The 23493-nt window shown below is 66.2% G+C and carries 17 protein-coding genes; 9 read left to right on the top strand and 8 right to left on the bottom strand.

Features of this window, described 5'->3' with window-relative positions; all coding sequences use genetic code 11:
- Nucleotides 1-45: 45 nt before the first annotated feature.
- A complete protein-coding gene (locus C7449_RS08055) occupies nt 46-1149 on the bottom strand; it encodes a saccharopine dehydrogenase family protein (RefSeq protein WP_108002277.1) in 1104 nt (367 codons plus the stop codon).
- A 118-nt stretch (nt 1150-1267) separates the two neighbouring features.
- Between C7449_RS08055 and C7449_RS08050 the strand changes: the two genes are divergently transcribed.
- Nucleotides 1268-1717 (top strand): Lrp/AsnC family transcriptional regulator, encoded by a 450-nt coding sequence (locus C7449_RS08050; protein ID WP_108002276.1) that lies wholly within the window; start codon nt 1268-1270, stop codon nt 1715-1717.
- Between the two features lie 119 nt (nt 1718-1836).
- Here C7449_RS08050 and C7449_RS08045 read toward each other — a convergent pair whose 3' ends face one another.
- The 3 genes from C7449_RS08045 to C7449_RS08035 all read right to left on the bottom strand — a co-directional run bounded on the left by C7449_RS08045 (nt 1837) and on the right by C7449_RS08035 (nt 4769).
- Nucleotides 1837-3090 carry an NAD(P)/FAD-dependent oxidoreductase gene (locus C7449_RS08045; RefSeq protein ID WP_108002275.1) on the bottom strand — a complete coding sequence of 418 codons (1254 nt, stop codon included), beginning with the start codon at nt 3088-3090 and terminating at the stop codon, nt 1837-1839.
- An 87-nt stretch (nt 3091-3177) separates the two neighbouring features.
- Nucleotides 3178-3945, bottom strand: a complete 768-nt coding sequence (locus C7449_RS08040) for an SDR family oxidoreductase (protein WP_108002274.1) — start codon at nt 3943-3945, stop codon at nt 3178-3180.
- 170 nt (nt 3946-4115) lie between these two features.
- The gene (locus C7449_RS08035) at nt 4116-4769 is read right to left on the bottom strand and encodes a GntR family transcriptional regulator (protein WP_245414344.1); all 654 of its coding nucleotides are present in this window, start codon (nt 4767-4769) and stop codon (nt 4116-4118) included.
- Nucleotides 4770-4949: 180 nt separating this feature from the next.
- On the opposite strand from C7449_RS08035, the gene C7449_RS08030 reads away from it, so the two are divergent.
- The gene (locus tag C7449_RS08030; RefSeq protein WP_170115830.1) at nt 4950-6299 is read left to right on the top strand and encodes a glutamine synthetase family protein; all 1350 of its coding nucleotides are present in this window, start codon (nt 4950-4952) and stop codon (nt 6297-6299) included.
- Nucleotides 6299-7606, top strand: a complete 1308-nt coding sequence (locus tag C7449_RS08025; protein WP_108002271.1) for an NAD(P)/FAD-dependent oxidoreductase — start codon at nt 6299-6301, stop codon at nt 7604-7606. Before C7449_RS08030 ends, C7449_RS08025 begins: the two co-directional genes overlap by 1 nt.
- Nucleotides 7607-7720: 114 nt before the next feature.
- Here C7449_RS08025 and C7449_RS08020 read toward each other — a convergent pair whose 3' ends face one another.
- Nucleotides 7721-8119 (bottom strand): (R)-mandelonitrile lyase, encoded by a 399-nt coding sequence (locus C7449_RS08020; RefSeq protein ID WP_108002270.1) that lies wholly within the window; start codon nt 8117-8119, stop codon nt 7721-7723.
- 214 nt (nt 8120-8333) lie between these two features.
- Here C7449_RS08020 and leuB point away from each other — a divergent pair, with 214 nt between their 5' ends.
- Both leuB and C7449_RS08010 read left to right on the top strand, forming a co-directional pair.
- The gene (gene leuB / locus C7449_RS08015) at nt 8334-9446 is read left to right on the top strand and encodes a 3-isopropylmalate dehydrogenase (RefSeq protein WP_108002269.1); all 1113 of its coding nucleotides are present in this window, start codon (nt 8334-8336) and stop codon (nt 9444-9446) included.
- A gap of 283 nt (nt 9447-9729) precedes the next feature.
- Complete coding sequence (locus C7449_RS08010; RefSeq protein ID WP_108002268.1) at nt 9730-10428, top strand: phosphatase PAP2 family protein; 699 nt, start codon at nt 9730-9732, stop codon at nt 10426-10428.
- A gap of 63 nt (nt 10429-10491) precedes the next feature.
- Here C7449_RS08010 and C7449_RS08005 read toward each other — a convergent pair whose 3' ends face one another.
- Nucleotides 10492-12381 (bottom strand): MFS transporter, encoded by a 1890-nt coding sequence (locus C7449_RS08005; RefSeq protein WP_108002267.1) that lies wholly within the window; start codon nt 12379-12381, stop codon nt 10492-10494.
- A gap of 593 nt (nt 12382-12974) precedes the next feature.
- Between C7449_RS08005 and C7449_RS08000 the strand changes: the two genes are divergently transcribed.
- Nucleotides 12975-14009: an aspartate-semialdehyde dehydrogenase gene (locus tag C7449_RS08000; protein ID WP_108002266.1), complete on the top strand. Its 1035-nt coding sequence runs from the start codon at nt 12975-12977 to the stop codon at nt 14007-14009.
- A gap of 174 nt (nt 14010-14183) precedes the next feature.
- On the top strand, nt 14184-15005 hold the full coding sequence (locus tag C7449_RS07995; protein WP_108002265.1) for a lytic murein transglycosylase: 822 nt from the start codon (nt 14184-14186) through the stop codon (nt 15003-15005).
- 54 nt (nt 15006-15059) lie between these two features.
- Here the strand turns inward: C7449_RS07995 and C7449_RS07990 are convergent, their stop codons facing one another.
- Complete coding sequence (locus C7449_RS07990; RefSeq protein WP_108002264.1) at nt 15060-15701, bottom strand: carbonic anhydrase; 642 nt, start codon at nt 15699-15701, stop codon at nt 15060-15062.
- A gap of 132 nt (nt 15702-15833) precedes the next feature.
- The gene (gene pdxY / locus C7449_RS07985; RefSeq protein WP_108002263.1) at nt 15834-16712 is read right to left on the bottom strand and encodes a pyridoxal kinase PdxY; all 879 of its coding nucleotides are present in this window, start codon (nt 16710-16712) and stop codon (nt 15834-15836) included.
- Nucleotides 16713-17043: 331 nt separating this feature from the next.
- Here pdxY and C7449_RS07980 point away from each other — a divergent pair, with 331 nt between their 5' ends.
- Nucleotides 17044-21834 (top strand): NAD-glutamate dehydrogenase, encoded by a 4791-nt coding sequence (locus C7449_RS07980; protein ID WP_108002262.1) that lies wholly within the window; start codon nt 17044-17046, stop codon nt 21832-21834.
- Between the two features lie 134 nt (nt 21835-21968).
- Nucleotides 21969-23390 carry an MFS transporter gene (locus C7449_RS07975; RefSeq protein ID WP_108002261.1) on the top strand — a complete coding sequence of 474 codons (1422 nt, stop codon included), beginning with the start codon at nt 21969-21971 and terminating at the stop codon, nt 23388-23390.
- Nucleotides 23391-23493: the final 103 nt, after the last annotated feature.

The raw sequence follows: 23493 nt of genomic DNA, 5'->3' as shown, positions 1-23493 counted from the left end.
CCCCATTACTACTTGGTTATGGCGCGAGTGTATCGTGTGAAAAATTCAGCTCGCAGCGCGGTGGCCGTGATGCTCCTGGGCGTAGTAGTGGCCGAAGCGGTTGGCGAGGAAGGCGTCGAGGCCGATTTCTTCCTGCTTGACGAAGCCCTTGGCACGCAGCGAGCCGTCGGCGAGCATGTCGAGCACGGCGCAGATCGAGCCGGCGGTGGTGATCTGGATCGCCGAGTGCATGCGGCCGGCGACGACGGCGCTGTAGACCTTGTTGGCGTAGGTTTCCTGGACCAGGCGGCCGTCCTTGCGGCCCGAGACGGTGACGAAGATGATCACGACGTCCTGGGTGGTGGTCGGCAGCGCGTTCTCGAAGATGTCCTTCAGCACTTCGCGGCGATGGCGGAGGCCCAGGTCGTTCAAGAGCGCCTTCATAATGCCGACATGGCCGGGATAGCGGATGGTCTTGTAGTTCAGCGTCCGCACCTTGCCCTTGAGCGTCTCGCACAGCGTGCCGAGGCCGCCGGAGGTGTTGAAGGCCTCATAGGTGACGCCGTCGAGCGAGAATTCCTCGCGCTCCTCGAGCGCGGGAACCTCGATCAGCGAACCTTCGACGATCGCCTCGCACGGCTCGATGTATTCGTTGATGACGCCGTCGGTGCTCCAGGTGAGGTTGTAGTTGAGCGCGTTCGACGGATATTGCGGCAGGGCGCCGACGCGCATGCGCACGCTTTCCAGCGTATCGAAACGGCTGGCGAGGTCGTTGGCGACGATCGAGATGAAGCCCGGCGCCAGGCCGCACTGCGGGATGAAGGCGGTCTCGGCCGTGGCGGCGATGCGCTTGACGGCGCGGGTGGATTCGACGTCTTCGGTGAGATCGAGGTAATGGATGCCGGCGGCGGCCGCGGCCTCGGCGATCGCCACGGTCAGGTGATAGGGCGCGGCGCTGAGAACGGCGAACTTGCCCTTGAGCAGGTTGACCAGCGCCTTGCCGTCGGCGATGTCGACGACGGCGGTGCTCACGGCCTTGTGCGCCTCGATGGCTGCGAGCTGCTCGGCCGAACGGTCGGCGATGGTGACGTTGTAGTCTCCGCTATGCGCGAGCATGCGCGCCATGGTGGAGCCGATCTTGCCCGCGCCGATAACGACGATGTCTTTCATGAATGCTTCCCCCGGTAAGGCAATAAACTGACGGCAAGATTTTCGCGCCGATTCCTGTCGATTCACAGCTGCGGATTTGGCATATTGCACCATCCGTATCGGCAAAGTGACGACAAGAATGGCCATATCGACGTTACCGACGTTGAATCCAAAGGATCGCGAACTCCTCGCCATCCTCAGCGAGAACGCCCGCGAGCAAACCGCAACGATCGCGCGAAGGCTCGGCCTGTCGCGCACGACTGTGCAGGCCAAGATCGAGCGGCTGGAGCGGGAAGGGGTGATCACCGGCTACGGCGTGCGGCTGTCGGACGAGTATGAGGGCGGCATGGTGAAGGCGCACGTGCTGATCACGATTGCGCCGAAGACTCTGTCGCGGATCACGACCGAATTGCACGCCATCACCGAGGTACGCGCGCTTCACTCCGTTTCCGGCACGTTCGACCTTATCGCCATCGTCGCCGCGGCTTCGATTGCCGAACTCGATGATCTGATCGACCGGATCGGCGCGATCGAGGGCGTGGAGCGGACGCTTTCCTCGATCATCCTGTCGACGCGGATCAGCCGCTAAAAGGGTTTTTCTTCCCTCCGCAGGGCGGAAACGCTCGCAGCGCTGGCTCAGGGGCACGCGCCGGCTCTGGGCAGCTTCGAGGCGAGACCGGATTTCCGTCCGAACGGCTCCGGCCCGGGTCAGGCCAGAAAACGCTCCGGCCGGTAGGGACCGATGTTGAGGACGGGCCGCTCGCCGAGCATCTTTTCGGCCAGCACGCGACCGGTGATCGGCCCAAGTGTCATGCCGTGATGGGCATGGCCGAAGGCGAACCACAGGCCGGCATGGCGCGGCGCCTTGCCGATGATCGGCATCATGTCCGGCGTGCAGGGCCGCGCCCCCATCCAGGGCTCGTCGTCGCGGCGCTCGGCGAGCGGGAAAAACTCGCGCGCCACCTTCTCGGCGCGGCGCAGCTGCACCGGCGTCTTGCGGGCGTCGCGCCTGGCGAACTCGGCGCCGGTCGTCAGGCGGATGCCGCGGTTCATCGGCGCCAGGAAGTAGCCGCGCTCGGCATCCAGCACCCAGTTGTTAAGCTTAGCGCCCTCGGCGGCACCATAGTGCATGTGATAGCCGCGCTTCACCGCGAGCGGGAAGTGGTAGCCGAGCTTTCGCGTGACGGTGTCTGCCCAGGGGCCGAGCGCCACGACGACGTCGCGGGCTTCGAGTGGCCCCTCCGGGGTGGCAATGCGCCAGTTCTCGCCCTCCAGCACATGCTCGATCGTCGCGGCATCACCCGCCGCCAGGGTGCCGCCGAGCGACTGGAAATATTTTACATAGGCCTTCAGCAGCGCGCCCGGATCGAGGATCGACCAGGGATCGGTCCAGCGCAGGCCGCCGGTCAGCTCGGCGCGGATATCGGGCTCGACCTGCTTCATCTCGGCGGCGGTGAACTTCTGATGATTGACCCCGAACTTTGCCGACCACTGCTCGGCCTCGGCATAGGCCGCATCGCGGGCCTTCTCGGTACGAAACACCTTCATCCAGCCGTCCTTGCGGATCAGCGCGCCGGCGCCGGAGGCTTCGATCAGGTCGGCGTGCTCGCTGATCGAGTGCTCGATCAGCGGCGCGTACATGTGGGCGATGTTCTGGTGCTGCCGGAAGCCGGAATGCCACCAGTAGCGGGCCAGGAACGGCACCAGCCCGGGCAGCGCGGAGAGGTGATAGTGCGCATCGATCGTGTTGTTCAGCGCGTAGCGGAACAGCGCGCCGAAATCGTGCGGAAAGCCGTAAGGGTAGACGCCCTCGCGCTGGATCAGCCCGGCATTGCCGTAGGAGGTCTCCTCCGCCGGCCCGCGCCGGTCGACGAGCACCACCGATTTCCCCCGCCGCGCCAGATGGATCGCCGTCGAAATGCCGACGACGCCCGCGCCCAGAACGATGACATCCGTCTTCATGTGCTCCGCCTCAAATCTCTCCGCCGTTGCCCCGATCAATGCACACGGGCGGGCACCGACGCAAGGCACCGAAAGCGCATGCGGCGGTCACAGCGAGGTGGTGATGCCGCCGTCGACATAGAGCGTATGGCCGTTGACGAAGGAGGAGGCGTCGGAGGCGAGGAAGACGGCCGCGCCGACCAGTTCGCCGACCTCGCCCCAGCGGCCTGCCGGGGTGCGCTTCTTCAGCCAGCCGGTGAACTGCGGATCGTCGACCAGCGCCTGGTTCAGCGGTGTGCGGAAATAGCCGGGCGCGATGGCGTTGACCTGCAGGCCGTGCCGCGCCCAGTCGGCGCACATGCCGCGCGTGAGATTGCGCACCGCGCCCTTGGTCGCGGTATAGGGAGCGATGCCGGGACGCGCCAGTTCGCTCTGGGCGGAGGCGATGTTGATGATCTTGCCGCGGCCGCGTCCGATCATGTGGCGGGCGACGGCGCGGGAGACATGGAAGACGCTGGAGACATTGGTGCGCAGCAGCTCGTCCCATTTCTCGACGGGGAAGTCCTCGAGCGGGGCGCGAAACTGCATGCCGGCATTGTTGACGAGAATGTCGATCGGGCCGGTTTCCTCCTCGATCACCGCGACCATCTGCGCCGCGGCGGCGCCGTCGGTCACGTCGAAGGGGGCGGCCTGCGCCGCATAACCCTTGTCGCGCAGCGCCTGCACCGCGCCGGTCAGCTTTTCGGCGGAACGGCCATTCAGCAGCACGCTGGCGCCATGGGCGGCGAGCCCCTCGGCAAGGGCGAAGCCGATGCCCTGCCCCGCCCCGGTGACGAGAGCCCGTCGCCCGGAAAGATCAAACAATGGAAATGACATGGCTCTGATCCTTTCCCGTCTGCAGGTCGTCTGCGCGGCTTGTCCCGGCTGCCGCGGCCGGATCACCAGCACCGCGCAGCCGTACCCGAGAGGATCACGCCGGACGGCAAAAGGAAAGCACCGAAATGGGCAGACTTCCCGCCCCTCGCCGGCGGCGACGGCGAACCGCCCTACTGGCCGGCCAGCCGGAGGAGATTTTCGATCGCGCCCCGGTCGAACCCGCCGATGCCCTCGCGGATGTCGGCGGCGATTGCCGCGGCGACGGCATCCTCGTCGCGCTTGCGGAGCGCTGCGATCGCCTCCTGGTGCCGGTCAACGACATAGAGCTGCGCCACGTGTTCCATGGCAATGCCGAGGAAGGGGCCGAGCTGCAGCCAGACGCTCTCGACCATCGGCATGATCATCTGGTCCGGATTGGCGGTGTAGAGGGTGCGGTGGAACTCCTGATTCAAAAGCAGCGCCGTCGCCTTGTCCTTGCGGGCGATCGCGTCGTCCAGCGCCCGGTCGATCTCGGCGAGCCGGTCGATCTGCCGTTCGGTGATGTGGCCGACGGCGCGGCGGGCGCCATGCTGCTCCAGCACCGCCCGGAGCGCCATCAGTTCGCCGAACCGGTCGGCGGTCATCTTCGGCACCATGATGCGGCGATTGTCGAGCACCTTCAGCGCCCCTTCGGAGGAAAGCCGCCGCAGCGCCTCGCGCACGGGAGTGGGACTGCTCTCCATCGCCTCGGCGATGCCGCGGATGGTGAGGGATTCCCCCGGGCGGATGGAACCGACCATGATCGCCTGGCGCAGCCGTCGATGCGCGTATTCGTGGGTGGGCATTCCGTCCGGCCGAGCAAGCGGCGCCAGTTTCAATGCTCCCAACGTTCCCTCCCGGCCGCCTGGGCACCGCTGTTTCCGGCCCCGCCTCTGCTTCGCTCTTACCAGCTTGACCGGTAACAAGAAAGTGTGCATATCTTCAAAATGTGATCACAATAATAAATATGTGATATGGAAAAATCAATGACGAATTCAGCGGGGAACGACTGGCTCATCAATGCGGAGTCGGTGGAAAGCATCCAGGCGGTGGTCTGCGACCTGAACGGGATCCTGCGCGGAAAGCGCGTGCCGGTTGGCCAGGCGAAGAAGGTGCTGGAGGGCGGCATCCGCATGCCGCTGTCGATCGTCGGCGTCGACGTCTGGGGCGAGGACATCGTCAATTCGTCGCAGGTGTTCACCAGCGGCGACCAGGACGGCGTCTGCAGCCCGACGGGCCGCGGCGCCCTGCCGGTCGGCTGGACGCTGAAGCCGAGCGCCGTCGTGCCGCTGTGGCTGTTCAAGGAGGACGGCGAGCCGTTCCTCGCCGACCCGCGCCAGGCGCTGGCCCATATCGTCCGCCAGTATCACGAACTGGGGCTGCGGCCGGTGGTCGCCTCCGAGATGGAGTTCTACCTGATCGATCCGGAGCCGGATCATGCCGAGCCGCCGATCTCGCCCTATACCGGCAAGCGCCTCGATTCCGACGCGATCCTGTCGATCGACGAGCTGGACGACTTCGGCCAGTTCTTCTCCGACGTCTATGCCGAATGCGAGCGGCAGAACGTGCCGGCCGACTCCGCCGTCGCCGAGAACGGCATCGGCCAGTTCGAGATCAACCTGGTGCATTCGGACGATCCGCTGAAGGCCGCCGACGATGCGCTTTTCTTCAAGCGCATCATCAAGGGCGTGGCCCGCAAGCACGGCTTCGCCGCCACCTTCATGGCCAAGCCCTACGGCCTGCGCTCGGGCAGCGGCATGCACGTGCACTTCAGCCTCGTCGACGAGGCCGGCAGGAACGTCTTCGACGACGGCACCGAACAGGGCTCCGACATCCTGCGCCACGCGGTGGCCGGCCTGACGCGCGGCATGGCGGAGACGACGCTGTTGTTTGCGCCGCACTACAATTCCTACCGGCGGCTGCGGCCCGATACCCATGCGCCGACGTCGATCACCTGGGGCTATGAGAACCGCACCGCGGCGATCCGCATCCCAGGCGGCAACCCCGCGGCCCGCCGCATCGAGCACCGGGTCGCCGGCGCCGACGCCAACCCCTATCTCGTCATGGCCGGAATCCTCGGCGCCGCGCTGATGGGCATCCGCAACAAGTGGGAGCCGCCGCCGCCGGTCGTCGGCAGCGCCTACCAGATGAAGGCGCCGCGCATCCCGAGCGAATGGGGTTCGGCGGTGAGCGCCTTCGAAAACGGCTCGATCGTATCGGAGATCTTCGATCCCGACTTCCGCTCGATGCTGATCGCCTGCAAGCGGCAGGAGATCGCCGGCTTCGCCGAGCAAGTCACCGACTTCGAGTTCAGCGCTTACCTGGAAATCGTCTGATGGCCAACGACACACGATCCTATGCCGGCGACGGCCGCTATCCCGACAGCTACTACGCCGCCTCGCGCAACATCATCCGCACGCCGAAAATCCTCGAGGGCGAGGTGCGGGCCGACGTGGCGGTGCTCGGCGCCGGCTATTCCGGCCTGTCGACCGCAATCCACCTCGCCGAAAAGGGCTACAAGGTCGTCGTCGTCGAGGGCGCCGGCGTCGGCTGGGGCGCCTCGGGGCGCAATGGCGGCCAGATCGTCAACGGCCTGAACGCCAGCCTCGACACGATCCGGCGCCGCTACGGCGAGGAGGCCGGCGCCTTCGTCGGCAGCCTCGTGCAGGAGGGCGGCAAGATCATCCGCCGCATCGTCGCCCAGTACGGCATCGACTGCGACCTGAAGGACGGCAACATCTACGCCGCCTATACCTCGGCGCACATGAAGGAACTGGAGCACAAGAAGGCGCTCTGGGAGCGCTACGGCATGAACGACCACCAGCTGCTCGACAAGGCGGCGATGCGAAAGCTGGTGAACACCGACGCCTATGTCGGCGGCATGCTGGATACGACCGGCGGCCACATGCATCCCCTCAATCTCGTTCTCGGCGAGGCCAAGGCTCTCGAATCGCTCGGCGGCATCGTCTACGAGCAGTCGCCGGTGACCAGGGTCGAGCACGAGGCGGACAAGCCGGTCATCCATACCGCGAGGGGACGCGTCATCGCTGACGTCGCCGTGCTCTGCGGCAACGCCTATCTCGGCAATGTGGTGCCGAAGCTGGTTTCGCGCGTCATGCCGGTCTCGACGCAGATGATCGCCACCGAGCCGCTCGGCGATCGCGCCGACGCGCTGATCCCGTCCGACACGTGCGTCGAGGACGTGCGCTACATCCTCGACTATTTCCGGCTCTCGGCCGACAAGCGCATGATCTTCGGCGGCGGCACCGTCTATGGCGGCACCGACCCGGCGGACGTGCGGGCGAAGATCCGTCCCAACCTGGAAAAGGTTTTCCCGTCGCTGAAGGGCGTGAAGATCGACTATGCCTGGAGTGGCAACTTCGCGCTCTCCTTCTCGCGGGTGCCGCAGATGGGCAAGATCGGCAAGAACACCTATTTCGCCCATGGCTACAGCGGCCACGGCGTCACCGGCTCGCACCTGTTCGGCAAGATCCTGAGCGAAGCGATCCATGGCGACGTCAGCCGGTTCAGCCGGTTCGAGAAGCTGCCGTGGATTCCCTTCCCCGGCGGCCGCATGTTCCGCGCCCAGTATTCGACGATCGGCTCCTGGTGGTACCAGTTCAAGGACGCCTTCGGGCTCTGAGCCCACCGCAGATCGCGTGGAAGTCTTTCACGCGATCTGCTTTTCGTTTTTGTTGTAATGCATGCCCTTGCCCCGGAACCGATGTAGGCCTCGGGTGAAATGCTTCAGGGCAGCTCACGCGCCGGCATATTGCGCGTCTGAGACCGGTTCCAGCCAGTCGACGGCCTTGCCGTCCAGCGCCTCCTGCAGCGCGATGTGGGTCAGCGCGGTGTCGGGTGCTGCGCCATGCCAGTGCTTTTCGCCCGGTTCGAACCAGACGGTGTCGCCGGCGCGGATATCCCTCACGGGGCCGCCCCAGCTCTGCACCAGCCCCTTACCGGCGGTGACGACCAGCGTCTGGCCGAGCGGGTGGGTGTGCCAGACGGTGCGCGCGCCCGGCTCGAAGGTCACCGTCACGGCGCGAAGCCGAGACGGCTCGGGCGCCTCGATGATCGGATCCTGCCGGACGCGACCGGTGAAATAATCGGCGGATGGGGTCGCGGACGGGCGGCTGCCGCAAGGCTCGATCTTCATGGCGGGTTCTCCTCATTATGCGATGCCCGGACGCCGGGCCGGCAAGGACCATCCTGCAACGGAAACGGGCCGGCGGAAAGCGTAGCGCGTGGGCACGGGCGTCAATCGGTCGGCGGCGTCGGCGACGCAAATTTCTTTCGCCGCCGCGATTTGCCTTGAACGGAAGTTGCGCTAAGAACCCCGCGAACCCGCTTTTTTCGAGAAGGAATCTCCCATGACAGAGCGCAACCTCCTCCTCCTGCCCGGCGACGGCATCGGCCCGGAAGCCATGGCGGAAGTCCGCAAGATCATCGCCTACATGAACGCCGAAAAGGGCGCCGGCTTCGTCACCGACGAGGGCCTCGTCGGCGGCTCGGCCTACGACGCGCATGGCGCGGCGATCTCGGAAGCGGACATGGAGAAGGCGCTCAAAGCCGACGCCGTGCTATTCGGCGCCGTCGGCGGTCCGAAGTGGGACGCGGTGCCCTACGAGGTGCGCCCCGAGGCCGGCCTGCTGCGGCTGCGCAAGGACCTGAAGCTGTTTGCCAACCTGCGCCCGGCGATCTGCTATCCGGCGCTCGCCAACGCCTCGTCGCTGAAGCCGGAGCTGGTCGAGGGCCTCGACATCCTGATCGTGCGCGAGCTGACCGGCGGCGTCTATTTCGGCGAGCCGAAGGAGATCATCGACCTCGGCAACGGCCAGAAGCGCGGCATCGACACGCAGGTCTACGACACCTACGAGATCGAGCGCATCGCCGGCGTCGCCTTCGAGCTGGCCCGCACCCGCAACAACCGCGTCTGCTCGATGGAGAAGCGCAACGTCATGAAGTCGGGCGTGCTGTGGAACCAGGTCGTGACCGAGACCCACAAGCGCGCCTATTCCGACGTGCAGCTCGAGCACATGCTGGCCGACGCCGGCGGCATGCAGCTGGTGCGGGCGCCGAAGCAGTTCGACGTGATCGTCACCGACAACCTGTTCGGCGACATACTCTCCGACGTCGCCGCCATGCTGACCGGCTCGCTCGGCATGCTGCCGTCGGCCTCGCTCGGCGCGCCGGACCCGAAGACCGGCAAGCGCAAGGCGCTCTACGAGCCGGTGCACGGCTCGGCGCCCGACATCGCCGGCAAGGGCATCGCCAACCCGATCGCCATGATCGCCTCCTTCGCGATGTGCCTGCGCTATTCCTTCAATCTCGTGACCGAGGCCGACAATCTCGAGAAGGCGATCGCCAACGTGCTCGAGAAGGGCATCCGCACCGGCGACATCATGGCCGAGGGCTGCACGAAGGTCGGCACCGCCGAGATGGGCGACGCGATCCTCGCCGAGTTCAAGGCACTGTCGGCCTGATCAAGGGCGGGCGTGACCACGCCCCATGCCGAACCAAGCAGCCCCTCCCCTACGACGCTGACGCAGCCTAACCTGCCGTCCCGCGGGGCGGGGCCGGTGCAAAGCGCCGGGAAAGGGCTCGCTCGGTGGCCTTCCATTGGCCGGCCGATATGGCCGCCACGGTACAATTGCTATCCCGGCGACAAGGTCGATCGTGGTCCCCCGCCCCTACCCCAATAGTTCGCCGCAATCTTGAAAACGCCTGCGGCGGCGCCCAAGGTCGGGGCTTGCAACAGGAGCCCCCATGAACCGGCCGCTTTCCTCCACGCTGTGGATCTTCACCACCGCCATCGTGCTCGTTGCCGCCCTCGTCCCGTTCGATGCGCAGCTGTCGGAATACGCGCAAGGTCTGCCCGGGGCCATCGTCACCTTCAACCGGACGATCACCGATTTCGGCACCTTCCGCTGGATGATCTACGGGTCCGGATCCCTGGCGATCGTGGCTTTCGTCGTCCATCACGCCAGTCGCAGCGAGACGGTCGCCGGCCGGGCGCGCACGGCGATGCGGCTGTTTTCCTATTTCTTCGTCACGATCGGCAGCGCCAGCGCGCTCGTCCACCTCCTGAAGACGCTGATCGGCCGGGCGCGGCCGGAAATGCTGGTCGAGCTCGGCGCCTACAGCCTGACGCCCTTTACCGGAAACATGGTGTTCGAGAGCTTTCCCTCCGGCCACTCGGCGGCGGTCGGCTCGTTCTTCGGGGCATTCGCGCTGCTCGTGCCGCGGCTGCGGCCGCTGTTTCTTGCAGGCGCGCTGCTGATCGGCGTGTCGCGGGTGATCGTCGGCGCCCATTATCCGAGCGACGTCGCAGCCGGGCTGCTGGTCGGGCTGTGGTGCGCGGTGATGGCCGCCTTCCTGTTCGCCCGCTGGAACGTGCTGTTCCGTCTCGACGCCGCCGGATGGCCAGTCCCCAAACGGGACTTCGACGCCCCGGCAAAGGATTGACGACAACGAAAAACCGGCGCGTGTGGCCACGCGCCGGTCGCTTGTCGGGATTACATCGTTGGATCAATCCATCGCGTGGATATCCCGGTCCTTTGTTTCCGGCAGGAACAGCAGGCCGATGACGAGCGTGATCGCGGCGAAGACGATCGGGTACCAGAGGCCGTAGTAGATGTCGCCCCTGGCGGCGCTCATCGCAAAGGCGGTCGCCGGCAGCAGGCCGCCGAACCAGCCATTGCCGATGTGATAGGGCAGCGACATGCCGGTGTAGCGGATGCGGGTCGGGAACAGTTCGACCAGCAGGGCCGCGATCGGGCCGTAGACCATGGTCACGTAGATGACCAGGACGGTCAGCACGGCGATGACCTTGATCCAGTTGACCGCCGCCGGGTCGGCAACCATCGTGTAGGCGCCGCCGTTGGCGATCGTGAACACCGCCATGTTGTCGACGCCCTTGGCTTCGTCGGCCGTCATCAGCTTGGCGGCGACGAGGTCCGCGCCCGTCATGGTCGCCTTGTCGCCGGCGCGGATGGCCGCGGCGTCGAGGCTCAGTTCCGGGTTTGCGGCGACGAAGGCGTCCAGCTTGGCGTCCGGCACCTTGGCGGCGGCGCGCACCAGCGGGTAGCCGGCATCGTGCAGCGCCATGTTGACCTGCTTCTCGAAGGCGGCGGTCTGCGCCTTGGCCTGGTCGCCGGCGGCGATGGCGTCGAAGCTGCTGATCGTCTTCTCGCCGATCTTCACGGTCGCCGGCGTGCCGGCCGCAGCCGTAGTCACGACGTCATAGGGCACCGAATTCTTGGTCAGGAACGCGGTGGCGATGTCGCACGAGGTGGTGAACTTCGCCGTGCCGGTCGGGTTGAACTGGAACTTGCAGTCGCCGGGGGCCGCGGTGACGGTCGCCCGCACCGTTGCCTGGGCCTGGGCGAGCGCCGGATTGCCGGCCCAGGTCAGCGCCTTGAACAGCGGGAAGTAGGTCAGGATGGCCAGAAGCAGGCCGGCCATGATGATCGGCTTGCGGCCGACCTTGTCGGAGAGCCAGCCAAAGAAGACGAAGAAGCCGGTACCGAGCAGCAGCGAGACGGCGACCATGATGTTGGCCGACTGGCCTTCCACCTTCAGCACGCCGGTCAGGAAGAACAGCGCGTAGAACTGTCCGGAGTACCAGACGACGGCCTGGCCGACGACGGCGCCGAACAGCGCCAAGAGCGCGATCTTGGCGTTGCGCCACTGGCCGAAGGCTTCCGTCAGCGGCGCCTTGGAGCCCTTGCCCTCTTCCTTCATCTTCTTGAAGGCGGGCGATTCGTTCATCTTCAGGCGGATCCAGACGGAGATGCCGAGGAGCACGACGGAGACGAGGAAGGGAATGCGCCAGCCCCAGGCGGCGAAGGCTTCCTTGCCGAGCATGAACTGGACGCCGAGGATGACGACCAGCGACAGGAACAGGCCAAGCGTCGCCGTGGTCTGGATCCAGGAGGTGAAGTAGCCGCGGCGGCCATGCGGGGCGTGCTCGGCCACGTAGGTCGCAGCGCCCCCGTATTCACCGCCGAGCGCCAAGCCCTGCAGCATGCGCAGTGCCAAGAGCGCGATCGGGGCGGCGATGCCGATCGAGGCCGATCCGGGCAGGATGCCGACCAGGAAGGTCGACAGACCCATGATCAGGATGGTGACCAGGAAGGTGTACTTGCGGCCGACGAGGTCGCCGAGGCGGCCGAAGACCAGCGCGCCGAACGGGCGCACGAGGAAACCGGCGGCAAAGGCCAGCAGCGCGAAGATGTTGCGCGTCGTTTCCGGATAGTCGCTGAAGAAGGCCGCGCCGATGAAGACGGCCAGCGAGCCGTAGAGATAGAAGTCATACCATTCGAAGACGGTACCGAGCGAGGAGGCGAAGATGACCTTCTTCTCCTCGCTTGACATGGGGCCGGCCCTGCGGCCCTCCGCTGTCGCAACATTGGCCATTGTGAAATCCTCCATTTCAACGGCTTTTCTGGGACGCCTGTCCGTCGCCCGCCGGCCCTCCTCGACCGGGCGAACGTGGTTGCGGGCGAGAAAGAATGGCAGAAAAGCGGCAGCCGCGGCAGCGCGGCTTTGGGATTATGACTTTGGAATTAAGACTTTAGTCGAATTCGCGCGAAGAGCCCGGGGACGAGCCGCCAAACGCCGGTGATCGCGCCGAATGACAGATCCGGATTATTTGCCCCATCGCGGCAGCCGCGCATGCCGCGCGACGGCGATCGCCGGACCTCCGGCGAGAAAAAGGCCTCGCTTGACTCCCGGAGAAATTCCCGTAATAGCAGCCCCGGAAAAGGACCGTGTCCCATGCTTTGCCGCGACATCGATATCGCTGACAGCAGCTTCCTGGCGGAGATCGCCGGGCAGGACCGGCGCGTGCCCGCTTCTTCCACAACCGTGGCCAAAACGACGACGAAAACCGTCTGACGTCTCTGGCCCGCCGCTCTCTCCCCGGCAAGGCCGGGGACCGAAACCCGCCGCCGTGGCTGTCGGGTTTCCCCTCAAGGACCGAGGAGAGGCAGAGAAAGAGAGCTAGACACATGGGTTTCAAGATTGCAGTCGCCGGCGCCACCGGCAATGTCGGACGCGAAATGCTGACGATCCTGTCCGAGCGCGGCTTCCCGGCCGACGAGGTCGTGGCGCTCGCCTCCAGCCGCTCGGTCGGTACGGAAGTCTCCTTTGGCGACAAGACGCTGAAGGTCCACAATCTCGACACCTATGACTTCTCCGACACCGACATCTGCCTGATGTCCGCCGGCGGCGCGGCGTCGCTGAAGTATTCGCCGAAGATCGGCGCCCAGGGCTGCGTCGTCATCGACAACTCGTCAGCCTGGCGCTACGACGCCGAGGTGCCGCTGATCGTGCCGGAAGTGAACCCGGACGCCATCGTCGGCTTCACCAAGAAGAACATCATCGCCAACCCGAACTGCTCGACCGCCCAGCTGGTCGTGGCGCTGAAGCCGCTGCACGACCGCGCCACCATCAAGCGCGTCGTCGTCTCGACCTACCAGTCGGTCTCCGGGGCCGGCAAGGACGGCATGGACGAGCTCTTCAACCAGACCCGCGCCGTGTTCGTCGCCGACCCGATCGAGAGCAAGAAGTTCACCAAGCGCATCGCCTTCAACGTCATCCCGCACATCGACGTCTTCATGGAGGACGGCTACACCAAGGAAGAGTGGAAGGTTCTGGCCGAGACCAAGAAGATGCTCGACCCGAAGATCAGGGTGACCTGCACGGCTGTGCGCGTTCCGGTCTTCATCGGCCATTCCGAATCGGTCAACATCGAATTCGAGAACGAAATCACCGCCGACGAGGCACGCGAGATCCTGCGCGAGGCCCCGGGCTGCCAGGTGATCGACAAGCATGAGAACGGCGGCTACATCACGCCCTACGAATCGGCGGGCGAGGACGCAACCTACATCTCGCGCATCCGTGAGGACGCCACGGTCGAGCACGGCCTCAATCTTTGGGTGGTCTCCGACAACCTGCGCAAGGGGGCGGCACTGAACACCGTTCAGATCGCCGAGTTGCTGGTCAACCGCGGGCTGATCAAGGCAAAGAAGCAGGCCGCCTGAGCGGACAGACAGAATCGCAAACATGAAGATCCCGCGTCTATCGTCGGACGGGCGCGGGACTTTTGCTTTGATCGAGCCAGCGGCAATCGCCGATTGCCGCACGATCGGCACAAACGTCTGGCAGTTACTGGCCTGGTGCATTCCAGGGCGGTTTGAGATCACGAGGTTGTTTCCATGAATTTGATGAAGCGGATGTTCCAGGGTCTGGCGGCGATCGCGCTGACGGCGGCGCCGCCGGCGGTTGCGACGGCCGCGCAGTGCGGCAACGATGCAGCCGGTTTCGAGGCCTGGGTCCACCAGTTCAAGGGCGAGGCCGCCGCCAGCGGCATCAGCCGCAGCACGCTTGACCTGGCATTCGCAAATGTGGGCTATAACCGCGCCACGATCCGTGCCGACCGCGGCCAGAAGAGCTTCAAGCTGACGCTCGACCAGTTCATGCAGAAGCGCGGCGGCCAGACGATCATCAATCGCGGCCGCAGCCTGCGCAAGCAGCACGCCAGCATCCTGGCGCGGATCGAAAGCCAGTACGGCGTGCCGGCCGGGCCGCTGGTCGCCATCTGGGGGATGGAAACCGGCTTCGGTGGTTTCATGGGCAAGGAGCACACCCTGTCGGCGGTCGCCACGCTCGCCTATGACTGTCGCCGCTCCCCCTATTTCACCGAGCAGCTTTACGCGGCGCTCAATCTTCTGGAGTCCGGCACGCTCAGTCCCGACGCGATCGGGGCCGCGCATGGCGAGATCGGCCAGACGCAGTTCCTGCCGGTCAACGTGTTGCGCTACGGCGTCGACGGCGACGGCGACGGCCGCATCGATCTCGTCCGCTCCAAGGCCGACGCCCTGGCCTCGACGGCCAACTTCCTGCGCGGCCACGGCTGGAGCGCCGGCGGCGGCTATCAGCCGGGCGAGATCAACTTCGCGGCGATCCAGGGCTGGAACGCCGCCAGCGTCTACCAGCAGGCGATCGCCATCATCGGCGCGGCGATCGACGGCGATTGAGCCACGCCCCCCGTGACGACATTCGAAGGAGGCCCGGCCAGCTGCCGGGCCTTCTTACATTCCGGGACGTTGGAAGTCGCCGGTCTTGGAGTCCATGATCCAGAGCTCACCGGTGGAGATGTCGAACCAGGCGCCGTGCAGGTTCAGCTTGCCACGCTGCTCGAGGATCTGCACGCAGGGGAAGGTCCTGAGATTGGCGATGGAGTTGCGGATCGAGACGCGTTCCAGCGCCCGCTGGCGCTCGGAAGCGGTCATCACGGCGTTGTTCTGGATCTGCTCGGCGGCCGGCTTCAGGAGGTTCATCCAGCGACCGATGAAGTCGCCGGGCGACAGCGGCTCGGCATCCAGGTCGAGGGCGGCCTTGATGCCGCCGCAGCGGCCGTGCCCCATGACGACGATGTCGGCGACGCGCAAGGACTGCACGGCAAACTCGAGTGCTGCGGACGTCGAGTGGTAGTGCCCGTCCGGCTCGTAGGGCGGCATCAGGTTTGCCACGTTGCGGACGACGAAGAGCTCGCCGGGGCCGCAGTCGAAGATCGTCTCGGGCGCTGCGCGCGAATCGCAGCAGGCGATCACCATGGTCTTCGGCTTCTGGCCGCTCTCGGCCAGGGTCTTGTAGCGCTGCTGCTGCTCGCTGAAGCGGCCGTCCATGAAGTTCTGGTAGCCGGTCAGCAGGTGATCAGGAAAGCGGTGCATGTGGGCGATACTCCCGTGCGGTGACGAATGAGTAGAAAAGCGGCAGCGGCCGGCACGATTGGGCGCGACGTGACCCCGCCCGCCGGGCGACGGCTTGCAGCCCCCTTTTGACGGTAACGGGCGGCGGAACGCTCATGGTGTACGCTTGGCTCCAGCGGGATGGACGAGGCGCCGCATCTGCACCATGGCCATCGGCGTGGACAGGCTGGCGGCGTCCTGTTCGAGCGTGAGCTCGTCGGCGCCGCGCTTGGCGCTGCGGGCCACCACCTCGAACACCGTGGCGGTGGCCAGATGCAGCGCCCGCTCCTCGGACAGGCCCTCGAGCATCCGCGCCAGAAACACGGAGGCGACCAGATCGCCGGTTCCGTTCGGTGAGTTGGGCACCTGGCGATGCTCGGCGAGCAGCGCCGTCCGGCCCGAAAGATAGAGGTTGCCCGTGCTGCCGGCCATCATCGGCACGGCCGAGGTCACCAGCACGCGCGACGGCCCGAGCGACAGCGCGGCGTCGATGATCGCCGCATTGCTTTCCAGCGGGGCCCCGGCCAGCAGCCCGAGTTCGTAGCGGTTGGGGGTCGCGATCGACGCGAGCGGCAGCAACGTGTCGCGGATCGCTTCGGCGGTCGCGACCGGAACATAGAGGCCGCCCTGGTCGCCGCAGACCGGATCGCAGAGATAGACGAGATCGGGGTTTTCAAGCCGGAGCGCGCCAACGAGGCGGGCGATGGAAGCGGCCTGGCTCGGATCACCGATATAGCCGGACATCACGGCCCTGAGCTCGCCGCGCCAGGGCGCGCGGATCAGATCGTCGATGATCGCGTCGAAATCGCTGGCGCCGATCGTCACGCGGGTGGCACGGCCATGTCCCGGATGCCAGGGCAGGATGACGGTCGGGACAGCCCAGACCGGATGGCCAAGCGTCTCCAGCGCGAATACGGCAGCGCGGTTTCCGACCGTTCCGCGCACGACGTGACTGGATATGACCAGGACCGCGCCCTTTTCGCTCGCACCCATCCAAGGTTTCCCGGGTTGTTTCCGCCGACGATCTCCAATGGACCATGGCGCCCGGCCTCGCAAGAAAATGTTGCACCGTCCAGGGACATTTTCAGAGCCACCCTTGCCGGTTTCAGGACGTTGTGTGGCCAAGTACGAGACCAAAGCAAAGTTGGGCGTTTCGCGGCCGTTCCGGGCCAAAACCTCGGCATTCCGACGAAATTAGCGCGAAAACTCCACGCTTTTCGGGAAGTTTTGGCCAAAATCGATTGAAATCGGCCGGCTTTCGACAAAACCTTCGCCAAGAAAATTCCTTCTGCTAGGCTCCTGACACCGTTCCTGGGGGAAGTTCATGGCGACACGCAGCAATACCAGACGCGAGAAGCAGATCGAGGCAGCCACGTCGGTGGCGACGAAAACGGGGGAACAGTTCATAGATCCGGCGCTCCTGTTCGGACGCGCCAGCAGCGACGATCTCGACCTCTACAGCGCCGAGATGCTGGCGGCCACCGCGACGCACGCCTACGCCGAGATCTCCGCCTGGGACGGCTGCGAACCACGCGTGACGGTCGCCGATCTCGCCGCCGTCACGCCGCAGGGCGCGCCGATCTCGATCCTGTCGGTGACCGACCGCAACCAGCCGTTCCTCTACGATTCGGTGATGGGCGAGGTGACCAGCACCCATCGCGACATCCATCTGGCGATCCACCCGATCCTGGTGATCGAGCCGGATCAGGAGCCGCGTCTGTTTTCACCGGACGAGCCAAGCGATCCGGCCAACCGGGTCAGCCACATCGAGATTCACCTGTCGGCGCTTGCCGCGTCGGAGGCGCAAAGCCTGATCGAGCGCATCCGGCACGTGCTCTCCCAGGTCCACCTGGCGGTAAGCGACTGGAAGCCGATGTTGGACACGCTGGCGGTGGCCGTGGCGGAAATGGTGGAACACGGGCCTGCGCGCCGTCAGGCCGACAAGGACGAGGCGATCGCGTTCCTCCATTGGCTGCGCAACAACAACTTCACCTTCCTCGGCATGCGCGAATACACCTACAGCGGCACGGGCGGCCAGGCCTCGGTCGAGCGCGGCACCGGCAAGGGGCTCGGCATCCTGTCTGATCCCGACGTGCGCGTGCTGCGGCTGGGCAGCGACGCGGTGACGACCACGCCGGAAATCCTGGCCTTCCTCGAGGGCCCGGATTTCCTGATCGTCACCAAGGCGAATGTGCGCTCTGTCGTCCACCGCCGCGCCTACATGGACTATGTCGGCGTCAAGCGCTTCGATGCGAACGGCAACGTCACCGGCGAACTGCGCATCGTCGGCCTGTTCACCTCGACCGCCTATACGCACGCTGCCTCGCAGATTCCGCTGCTGCGCTCCAAGGTAAAGACGATCATCGAGCACTTCGGCTACGATCCGCAGAGCCATTCCGGCAAGATGCTGATGAACTCGCTGGAGTCCTATCCGCGCGACGATCTCTTCCAGATCGACACGGGGCTGCTTGCGACCTTCTGCGAGCAGATCAACGAACTGGCCGACCGGCCGCGCATCCGCGTGCTGCCGCGCATCGACCATTTCGACCGTTTCGTTTCCGTCATCGTCTACGTCCCGCGCGAGCAGTATGATTCCGATGTACGCGAAAAGATCGGGACATACCTGAAGACCGTCTATGACGGGCGGGTTTCGGCCTATTACCCGGCCTTTCCGGAAGGCGGCCTTGCGCGGGTCCATTTCATCATCGGTCGCTCGGCCGGCAAGACGCCGCGCATCCCGCAGAAGAAGCTCGAACAGGCGATCCGCGAGATCGCTACGCGCTGGATCGACCGATTCGAGGCGCTGGCGGGTCCGGATTCAGTCAAGCTGGTCACGCCCCGGGCCTACCAGGAGGCGTTCACGCCGGCCGAGGCCCACGCCGACCTGCGCTTCTTCGAGGCTGCGACCGAGTCCGACCCGATCCACATCGCCTTCTATCGCAAACCCGGCAACACCGATACCAAGGCGCTGGAACTGAAGATCTTCCACGCCGGCGGCTCGGTGTCGCTGTCCCGGCGCGTGCCGCTTCTCGAGAACCTCGGCTTCAACGTCGTCAGCGAGCAGACGCACGACATCGAGGTCGTCGCAGCCGACGGCAGCCGCCGCCTCGTCGTGCTGCACGACATGGACCTGCGCCATAACGACGGCCTCGACATCGACCTTTCTCGCCTCGCCGGCGTGCTCCAGGAGGCTTTCCTGTCCGCTTGGCACGGCCAGACGGACGATGACACCTTCAACCGCCTCATCATGACGGCGGGCCTGACTGCGCGCGAGATCATGGCGCTGCGGGCCTATGCCCGCTACCTGCGCCAGACCGGCATCGCCTATTCGCAGGACTATATCGCCGACACGCTCAACAAGTACCCGGTCATCGCAGCCGACCTGTTCCATCTATTCTCGGCCCGGCTCGATCCGACCCTGGCCGAGCGCAAGCGCGCCAAGCGCAGCGAGGAGCTCGCAGCCCGCATCGAGGAGGCGCTGTCGGGCGTTCCAAGCCTCGACGAGGACAAGATCCTGCGCCGCTACGTCAATGCCATCGAGGCGACGCTGAGGACCAACTACTTCCAGCGCGACGACGAAGGCCGGCCGCTTGCGACGCTTGCCTTCAAGCTCGATCCGCAGGCCTTGGAAGGGCTGCCGGAGCCCCGGCCGTTCCGCGAGATCTTCGTCTACGGCGCCGAGGTCGAGGGGGTTCACCTGCGCTTCGGCCGCGTCGCCCGCGGCGGCCTCCGTTGGTCCGACCGGGCGCAGGACTACCGCACCGAGGTGCTGGGCCTGGTGAAGGCGCAGCAGGTCAAGAACGCCGTCATCGTTCCGGTTGGCGCCAAGGGCGGCTTCTATCCGAAGCAGCTGCCGGTCGGCGGCAGCCGCGACGCCGTCTTCAATGCCGGCAAGGAGGCCTACAAGACGTTCATCCGCACGCTGCTGTCGGTAACCGACAACATCGAGGGACAGGCGGTGGTGCCGCCGCGCGACACGGTGCGGCTGGACGGCGACGACCCCTATTTCGTCGTCGCCGCCGACAAGGGCACGGCGACCTTCTCCGACACCGCCAACGCGCTGGCGCAGGAAGCCGGCTTCTGGCTGGACGACGCCTTCGCCTCGGGCGGCTCGGCCGGCTACGACCACAAGAAGATGGGCATCACCGCGCGCGGCGCCTGGGAGACGGTGAAGCGGCACTTCCGCGAAATGGATGTCGACATCCAGAAGACGCCGTTTTCGGTCGTCGGCGTCGGCGACATGTCGGGCGACGTGTTCGGCAACGGCATGCTGCTGTCGCGCAAGACGCGGCTGATCGCCGCCCTCGACCACCGCGACATCTTCATCGATCCAAACCCCGATACCGAACTCTCCTTCGCCGAGCGCAAGCGCATGTTCGCGCTGCCGCGCTCCAGCTGGCAGGACTATGATCGCGCGGCGCTGTCCAAGGGGGCGATGATCATTCCGCGCACCGAGAAATCGGTGACCCTGACGAGCGAGGCGATGGCGGCGATCGGCATCGACAAGCAGAAGGCGACGCCCTTCGAGATCATGTCGGCGATCCTCAAGGCGCCTGTCGATCTCCTGTGGTTCGGCGGCATCGGCACCTATGTGCGGGCGGCTGGCGAGACGGATGCGGAGGTCGGCGACCGTGCCAACGACCCGATCCGCGTCACGGCCGAGGAGGTGCGCGCCAAGGTGATCGGCGAGGGCGCCAATCTCGGCGTCACCCAGCGCGCCCGTGTCGCCTTCGGGCTCAAGGGCGGACGCTGCAATTCCGATGCGATCGACAATTCCGCCGGCGTCAATTCCTCCGACGTCGAGGTCAACATCAAGATCGCGCTCGCCTCGGCCATGCGCGAGGGGCGGCTGACGCGCGAGACGCGCAACAAGCTGCTCGCCTCGATGACCGACGAGGTCGCCCATCTGGTGCTGCGCAACAACTACCTGCAGTCGCTGGCGATCTCGCTCTGCGAGCGCCAGGGCCAGGCCAACCGAACCGGCCTTTCGCGGCTGATGAGCCGGCTCGAGGCCGCCGGCCAGCTGAACCGCAAGGTCGAGATGCTGCCGAGCGAGCAGGTCATGGACGAGCGCTACCATGCCGGCAAGCCGCTGACGCGCGCGGAGATTGGCGTGCTGCTGTCCTACGCCAAGCTCGTGCTGTTCGACGAGATCCTCGACAGCGATCTGCCGGACGACCCCTATTTCGAACCGACGCTGATCGGCTATTTCCCGGCCAAGATGCAGCGCAGCCATGCCGGGGACATCAAGGCGCACCGGCTGCGGCGCGAGATCATCGCCACGATCCTGGCCAACGGGGTGATCAATCGCGGCGGGCCGGCCTTCGTCAGCCAGCTCACCGACGGCACCGGCTACATGAGCGCCGACGTGGTGAAGGCGGCGATGCTGGCCTTCGAGGGCTACGAGCTGTTCCCGCTCTATGCCGCCACCGACGCTCTCGACAACCTGGTCAGCGGCTCGACGCAGAACGAACTCTACGAGGAGCTGGGGCGGGTCTTCTCCAATGCGACGGCGCTCATCCTGACGACCGGCGCCATCGACACACCGCTGGACGGCGCCGTGCAAAAGCTGAAGCTGGCGCTGAAGCAGCTCCGCCCGCACCTTGCCGGCCTCATGTCGGAGGCCGCCCGCGAGGAAATGCGCCGAAAGGCCCTCTATTTCGAGGACAAGGGCGTACCCGAAGAGCTTGCCCGCGAGGTCGCCGGCCTGCTGGCGATGAGCTTCGTTCCCGAGATCATGCTGATCGCCGCGCAGACCGGCGACAACCTGATCCGCACGGCCCAGACCTATGCCGGCATCAGCGACACGCTCAACATCGGCGCGCTGCTCGGCGCGGCCGCCCGCGTGCCGACCAGCGATCTCTACGAATCGCTGGCGCTCGCCCGCAACCTGACCGACATCGCCAATGCCCGCCGCGAGCTCACCGTGTCGATCCTGAACCGGCACAAGGGCGACAAGAATCCGCTTGCGGCCTGGCGCGCTGCCGACGCCGAACGGCTGGGGATGGTGACGGGACGCCTCGGCGCCCTGACGGAAGCGGGCGAAGCGACGCTGTCCAAGATTTCCGTCGCCGCCGGCGTGGTCAGCGACCTTGCGCACGGCCGGATGAGGTGAGAAGGTGCCGCCGGGCGCGCTGCCGCGTCCGGCGTGCTGACCCGGCATCGGCCCAATAAGCCGGCCTGCGGGCGGACCCGTGAACCGGCCGCGCAGGCGATGCCCAGCGGCTATCGTTTGGCGTTGGAGGATCGATGAGGGATCGGGAAGAGAGTGCCGGGCGCCGGACCGGACGGCTCGGCATCTGGGGCTGGATGCTGTTCGACTGGGCGGCACAGCCCTTCTTCACGGTGATCACCACCTTCATCTTCGGCCCCTATCTCGTCTCGCGGCTTGCCGCCGATCCGGTCTCCGGCCAGGCCGCCTGGAGCTACACGCTGACGATCTCCGGCATCGTCATCGCGCTGTTTTCGCCGGTGCTCGGCTCGCTTGCCGACGCCACCGGACGCCGCAAGCCCTGGATCGGCCTGTTCGCCGTCGTCCAGGTCGGCGCGCTCTGGGCGCTCTGGTACGCGGCGCCGGGAACCGGGCTCTTGATGCCGCTTGCGATGATGGTGCTTGCGACGATCGCCGCCGAGTTTTCCATCGTCTTCAACGATTCGATGATGCCGCGGCTGGTGAAGCCGGAAGAGGCGGGACGGATCTCCAATCTCGCCTGGGGGCTTGGCTATCTCGGCGGCATGGTCGTGCTGATCGGTGTCGTGCTGCTTCTGGCCGCCAATCCGGACACCGGAAAGACCGCGCTCGGCATCGCGCCGTTGTTCGGCCTGAGCGCGGCTGAGGGCGAGGATGCGCGGATCACCGGGCCGATCTCGGCCGTCTGGTACCTGGTGTTCATCCTGCCGATGTTTCTCTTCACGCCGGACGGCGGGCGCGGCCTGCCGATCCGCCAGGCCGTTCGGTCGGGCCTCCTCTCCATCGGCGCCACGCTCGGCGAACTGAAGGCCCGGCCCGGTATCCTGCGGTTCCTGATCGCGCGGATGATCTACCAGGACGGCGTCAACGGGTTGCTGGCGCTCGGCGGCACCTTTGCGGCCGGCATGTTCGCCTGGCAGACGATGGAGCTCGGCATCTACGGCATCATCCTCAACGTGGTGGCGATCGGCGGCTGCTTCTGGGCGAGCCGGCTCGACGGCCGCTTCGGCTCGAAGGCGGTCGTCGTCGCCAGCCTGATCTGCCTGACCGTCGCCACCTTCGGCATCGTCTCGACCGCGCCGGGATACACGCTGTTCGGCCTGCTGCCGCTTCCTGCCGACGACAGCGGCGGCCTGTTCGGCACCGCGGCCGAGAAGGCCTACATCGTCTACGGGCTGCTCGTCGGCCTCGCCTTCGGGCCGGTGCAGGCCTCGGCCCGCTCCTACCTGGCGCGCAGCGTCGCACCCGACGAGGCGGGCCGCTACTTCGGCCTCTATGCGCTGACCGGCCGGGCGACGTCGTTTGCCGCCCCGCTTTCGGTCGGCCTCGTCACCAGCGCGACCGGTTCGGCCGCGCTCGGCATGGGCACGCTTGTGCTGTTTCTGCTCGGCGGTCTCGTCCTGCTGCTGCCGACCCCCTATCCGGCCGACCAGCCGCGCCGGTCGGCCGCAGGATCAGCAACGGCACCTCTCGGGCGCTGACGTCCGCTTGTCTCCCTGTACGCAGCCGCTCCCTGCGAGCACCGGCGGCGGCAAGCTCAGCGCAAGGCCTGCGGCCTAACACGGCCGAAACGAGCACAATGCG

Origin of the sequence: Mycoplana dimorpha, from assembly GCF_003046475.1 — a bacterium.
GTDB lineage: Bacteria > Pseudomonadota > Alphaproteobacteria > Rhizobiales > Rhizobiaceae > Mycoplana > Mycoplana dimorpha.
This window is presented reverse-complemented; position numbering and strand designations above follow the sequence as displayed.

Coding starts and splice junctions, on each gene's coding strand:
- C7449_RS08055 (WP_108002277.1), bottom strand. CDS start 1,149: ATGAAAGACATCGTCGTTATCGGCGCGGGCAAGATCGGCTCCACCATG.
- C7449_RS08050 (WP_108002276.1), top strand. CDS start 1,268: ATGGCCATATCGACGTTACCGACGTTGAATCCAAAGGATCGCGAACTC.
- C7449_RS08045 (WP_108002275.1), bottom strand. CDS start 3,090: ATGAAGACGGATGTCATCGTTCTGGGCGCGGGCGTCGTCGGCATTTCG.
- C7449_RS08040 (WP_108002274.1), bottom strand. CDS start 3,945: ATGTCATTTCCATTGTTTGATCTTTCCGGGCGACGGGCTCTCGTCACC.
- C7449_RS08035 (WP_245414344.1), bottom strand. CDS start 4,769: ATGCCCACCCACGAATACGCGCATCGACGGCTGCGCCAGGCGATCATG.
- C7449_RS08030 (WP_170115830.1), top strand. CDS start 4,950: ATGACGAATTCAGCGGGGAACGACTGGCTCATCAATGCGGAGTCGGTG.
- C7449_RS08025 (WP_108002271.1), top strand. CDS start 6,299: ATGGCCAACGACACACGATCCTATGCCGGCGACGGCCGCTATCCCGAC.
- C7449_RS08020 (WP_108002270.1), bottom strand. CDS start 8,119: ATGAAGATCGAGCCTTGCGGCAGCCGCCCGTCCGCGACCCCATCCGCC.
- leuB (WP_108002269.1), top strand. CDS start 8,334: ATGACAGAGCGCAACCTCCTCCTCCTGCCCGGCGACGGCATCGGCCCG.
- C7449_RS08010 (WP_108002268.1), top strand. CDS start 9,730: ATGAACCGGCCGCTTTCCTCCACGCTGTGGATCTTCACCACCGCCATC.
- C7449_RS08005 (WP_108002267.1), bottom strand. CDS start 12,381: ATGGCCAATGTTGCGACAGCGGAGGGCCGCAGGGCCGGCCCCATGTCA.
- C7449_RS08000 (WP_108002266.1), top strand. CDS start 12,975: ATGGGTTTCAAGATTGCAGTCGCCGGCGCCACCGGCAATGTCGGACGC.
- C7449_RS07995 (WP_108002265.1), top strand. CDS start 14,184: ATGAATTTGATGAAGCGGATGTTCCAGGGTCTGGCGGCGATCGCGCTG.
- C7449_RS07990 (WP_108002264.1), bottom strand. CDS start 15,701: ATGCACCGCTTTCCTGATCACCTGCTGACCGGCTACCAGAACTTCATG.
- pdxY (WP_108002263.1), bottom strand. CDS start 16,712: ATGGGTGCGAGCGAAAAGGGCGCGGTCCTGGTCATATCCAGTCACGTC.
- C7449_RS07980 (WP_108002262.1), top strand. CDS start 17,044: ATGGCGACACGCAGCAATACCAGACGCGAGAAGCAGATCGAGGCAGCC.
- C7449_RS07975 (WP_108002261.1), top strand. CDS start 21,969: ATGAGGGATCGGGAAGAGAGTGCCGGGCGCCGGACCGGACGGCTCGGC.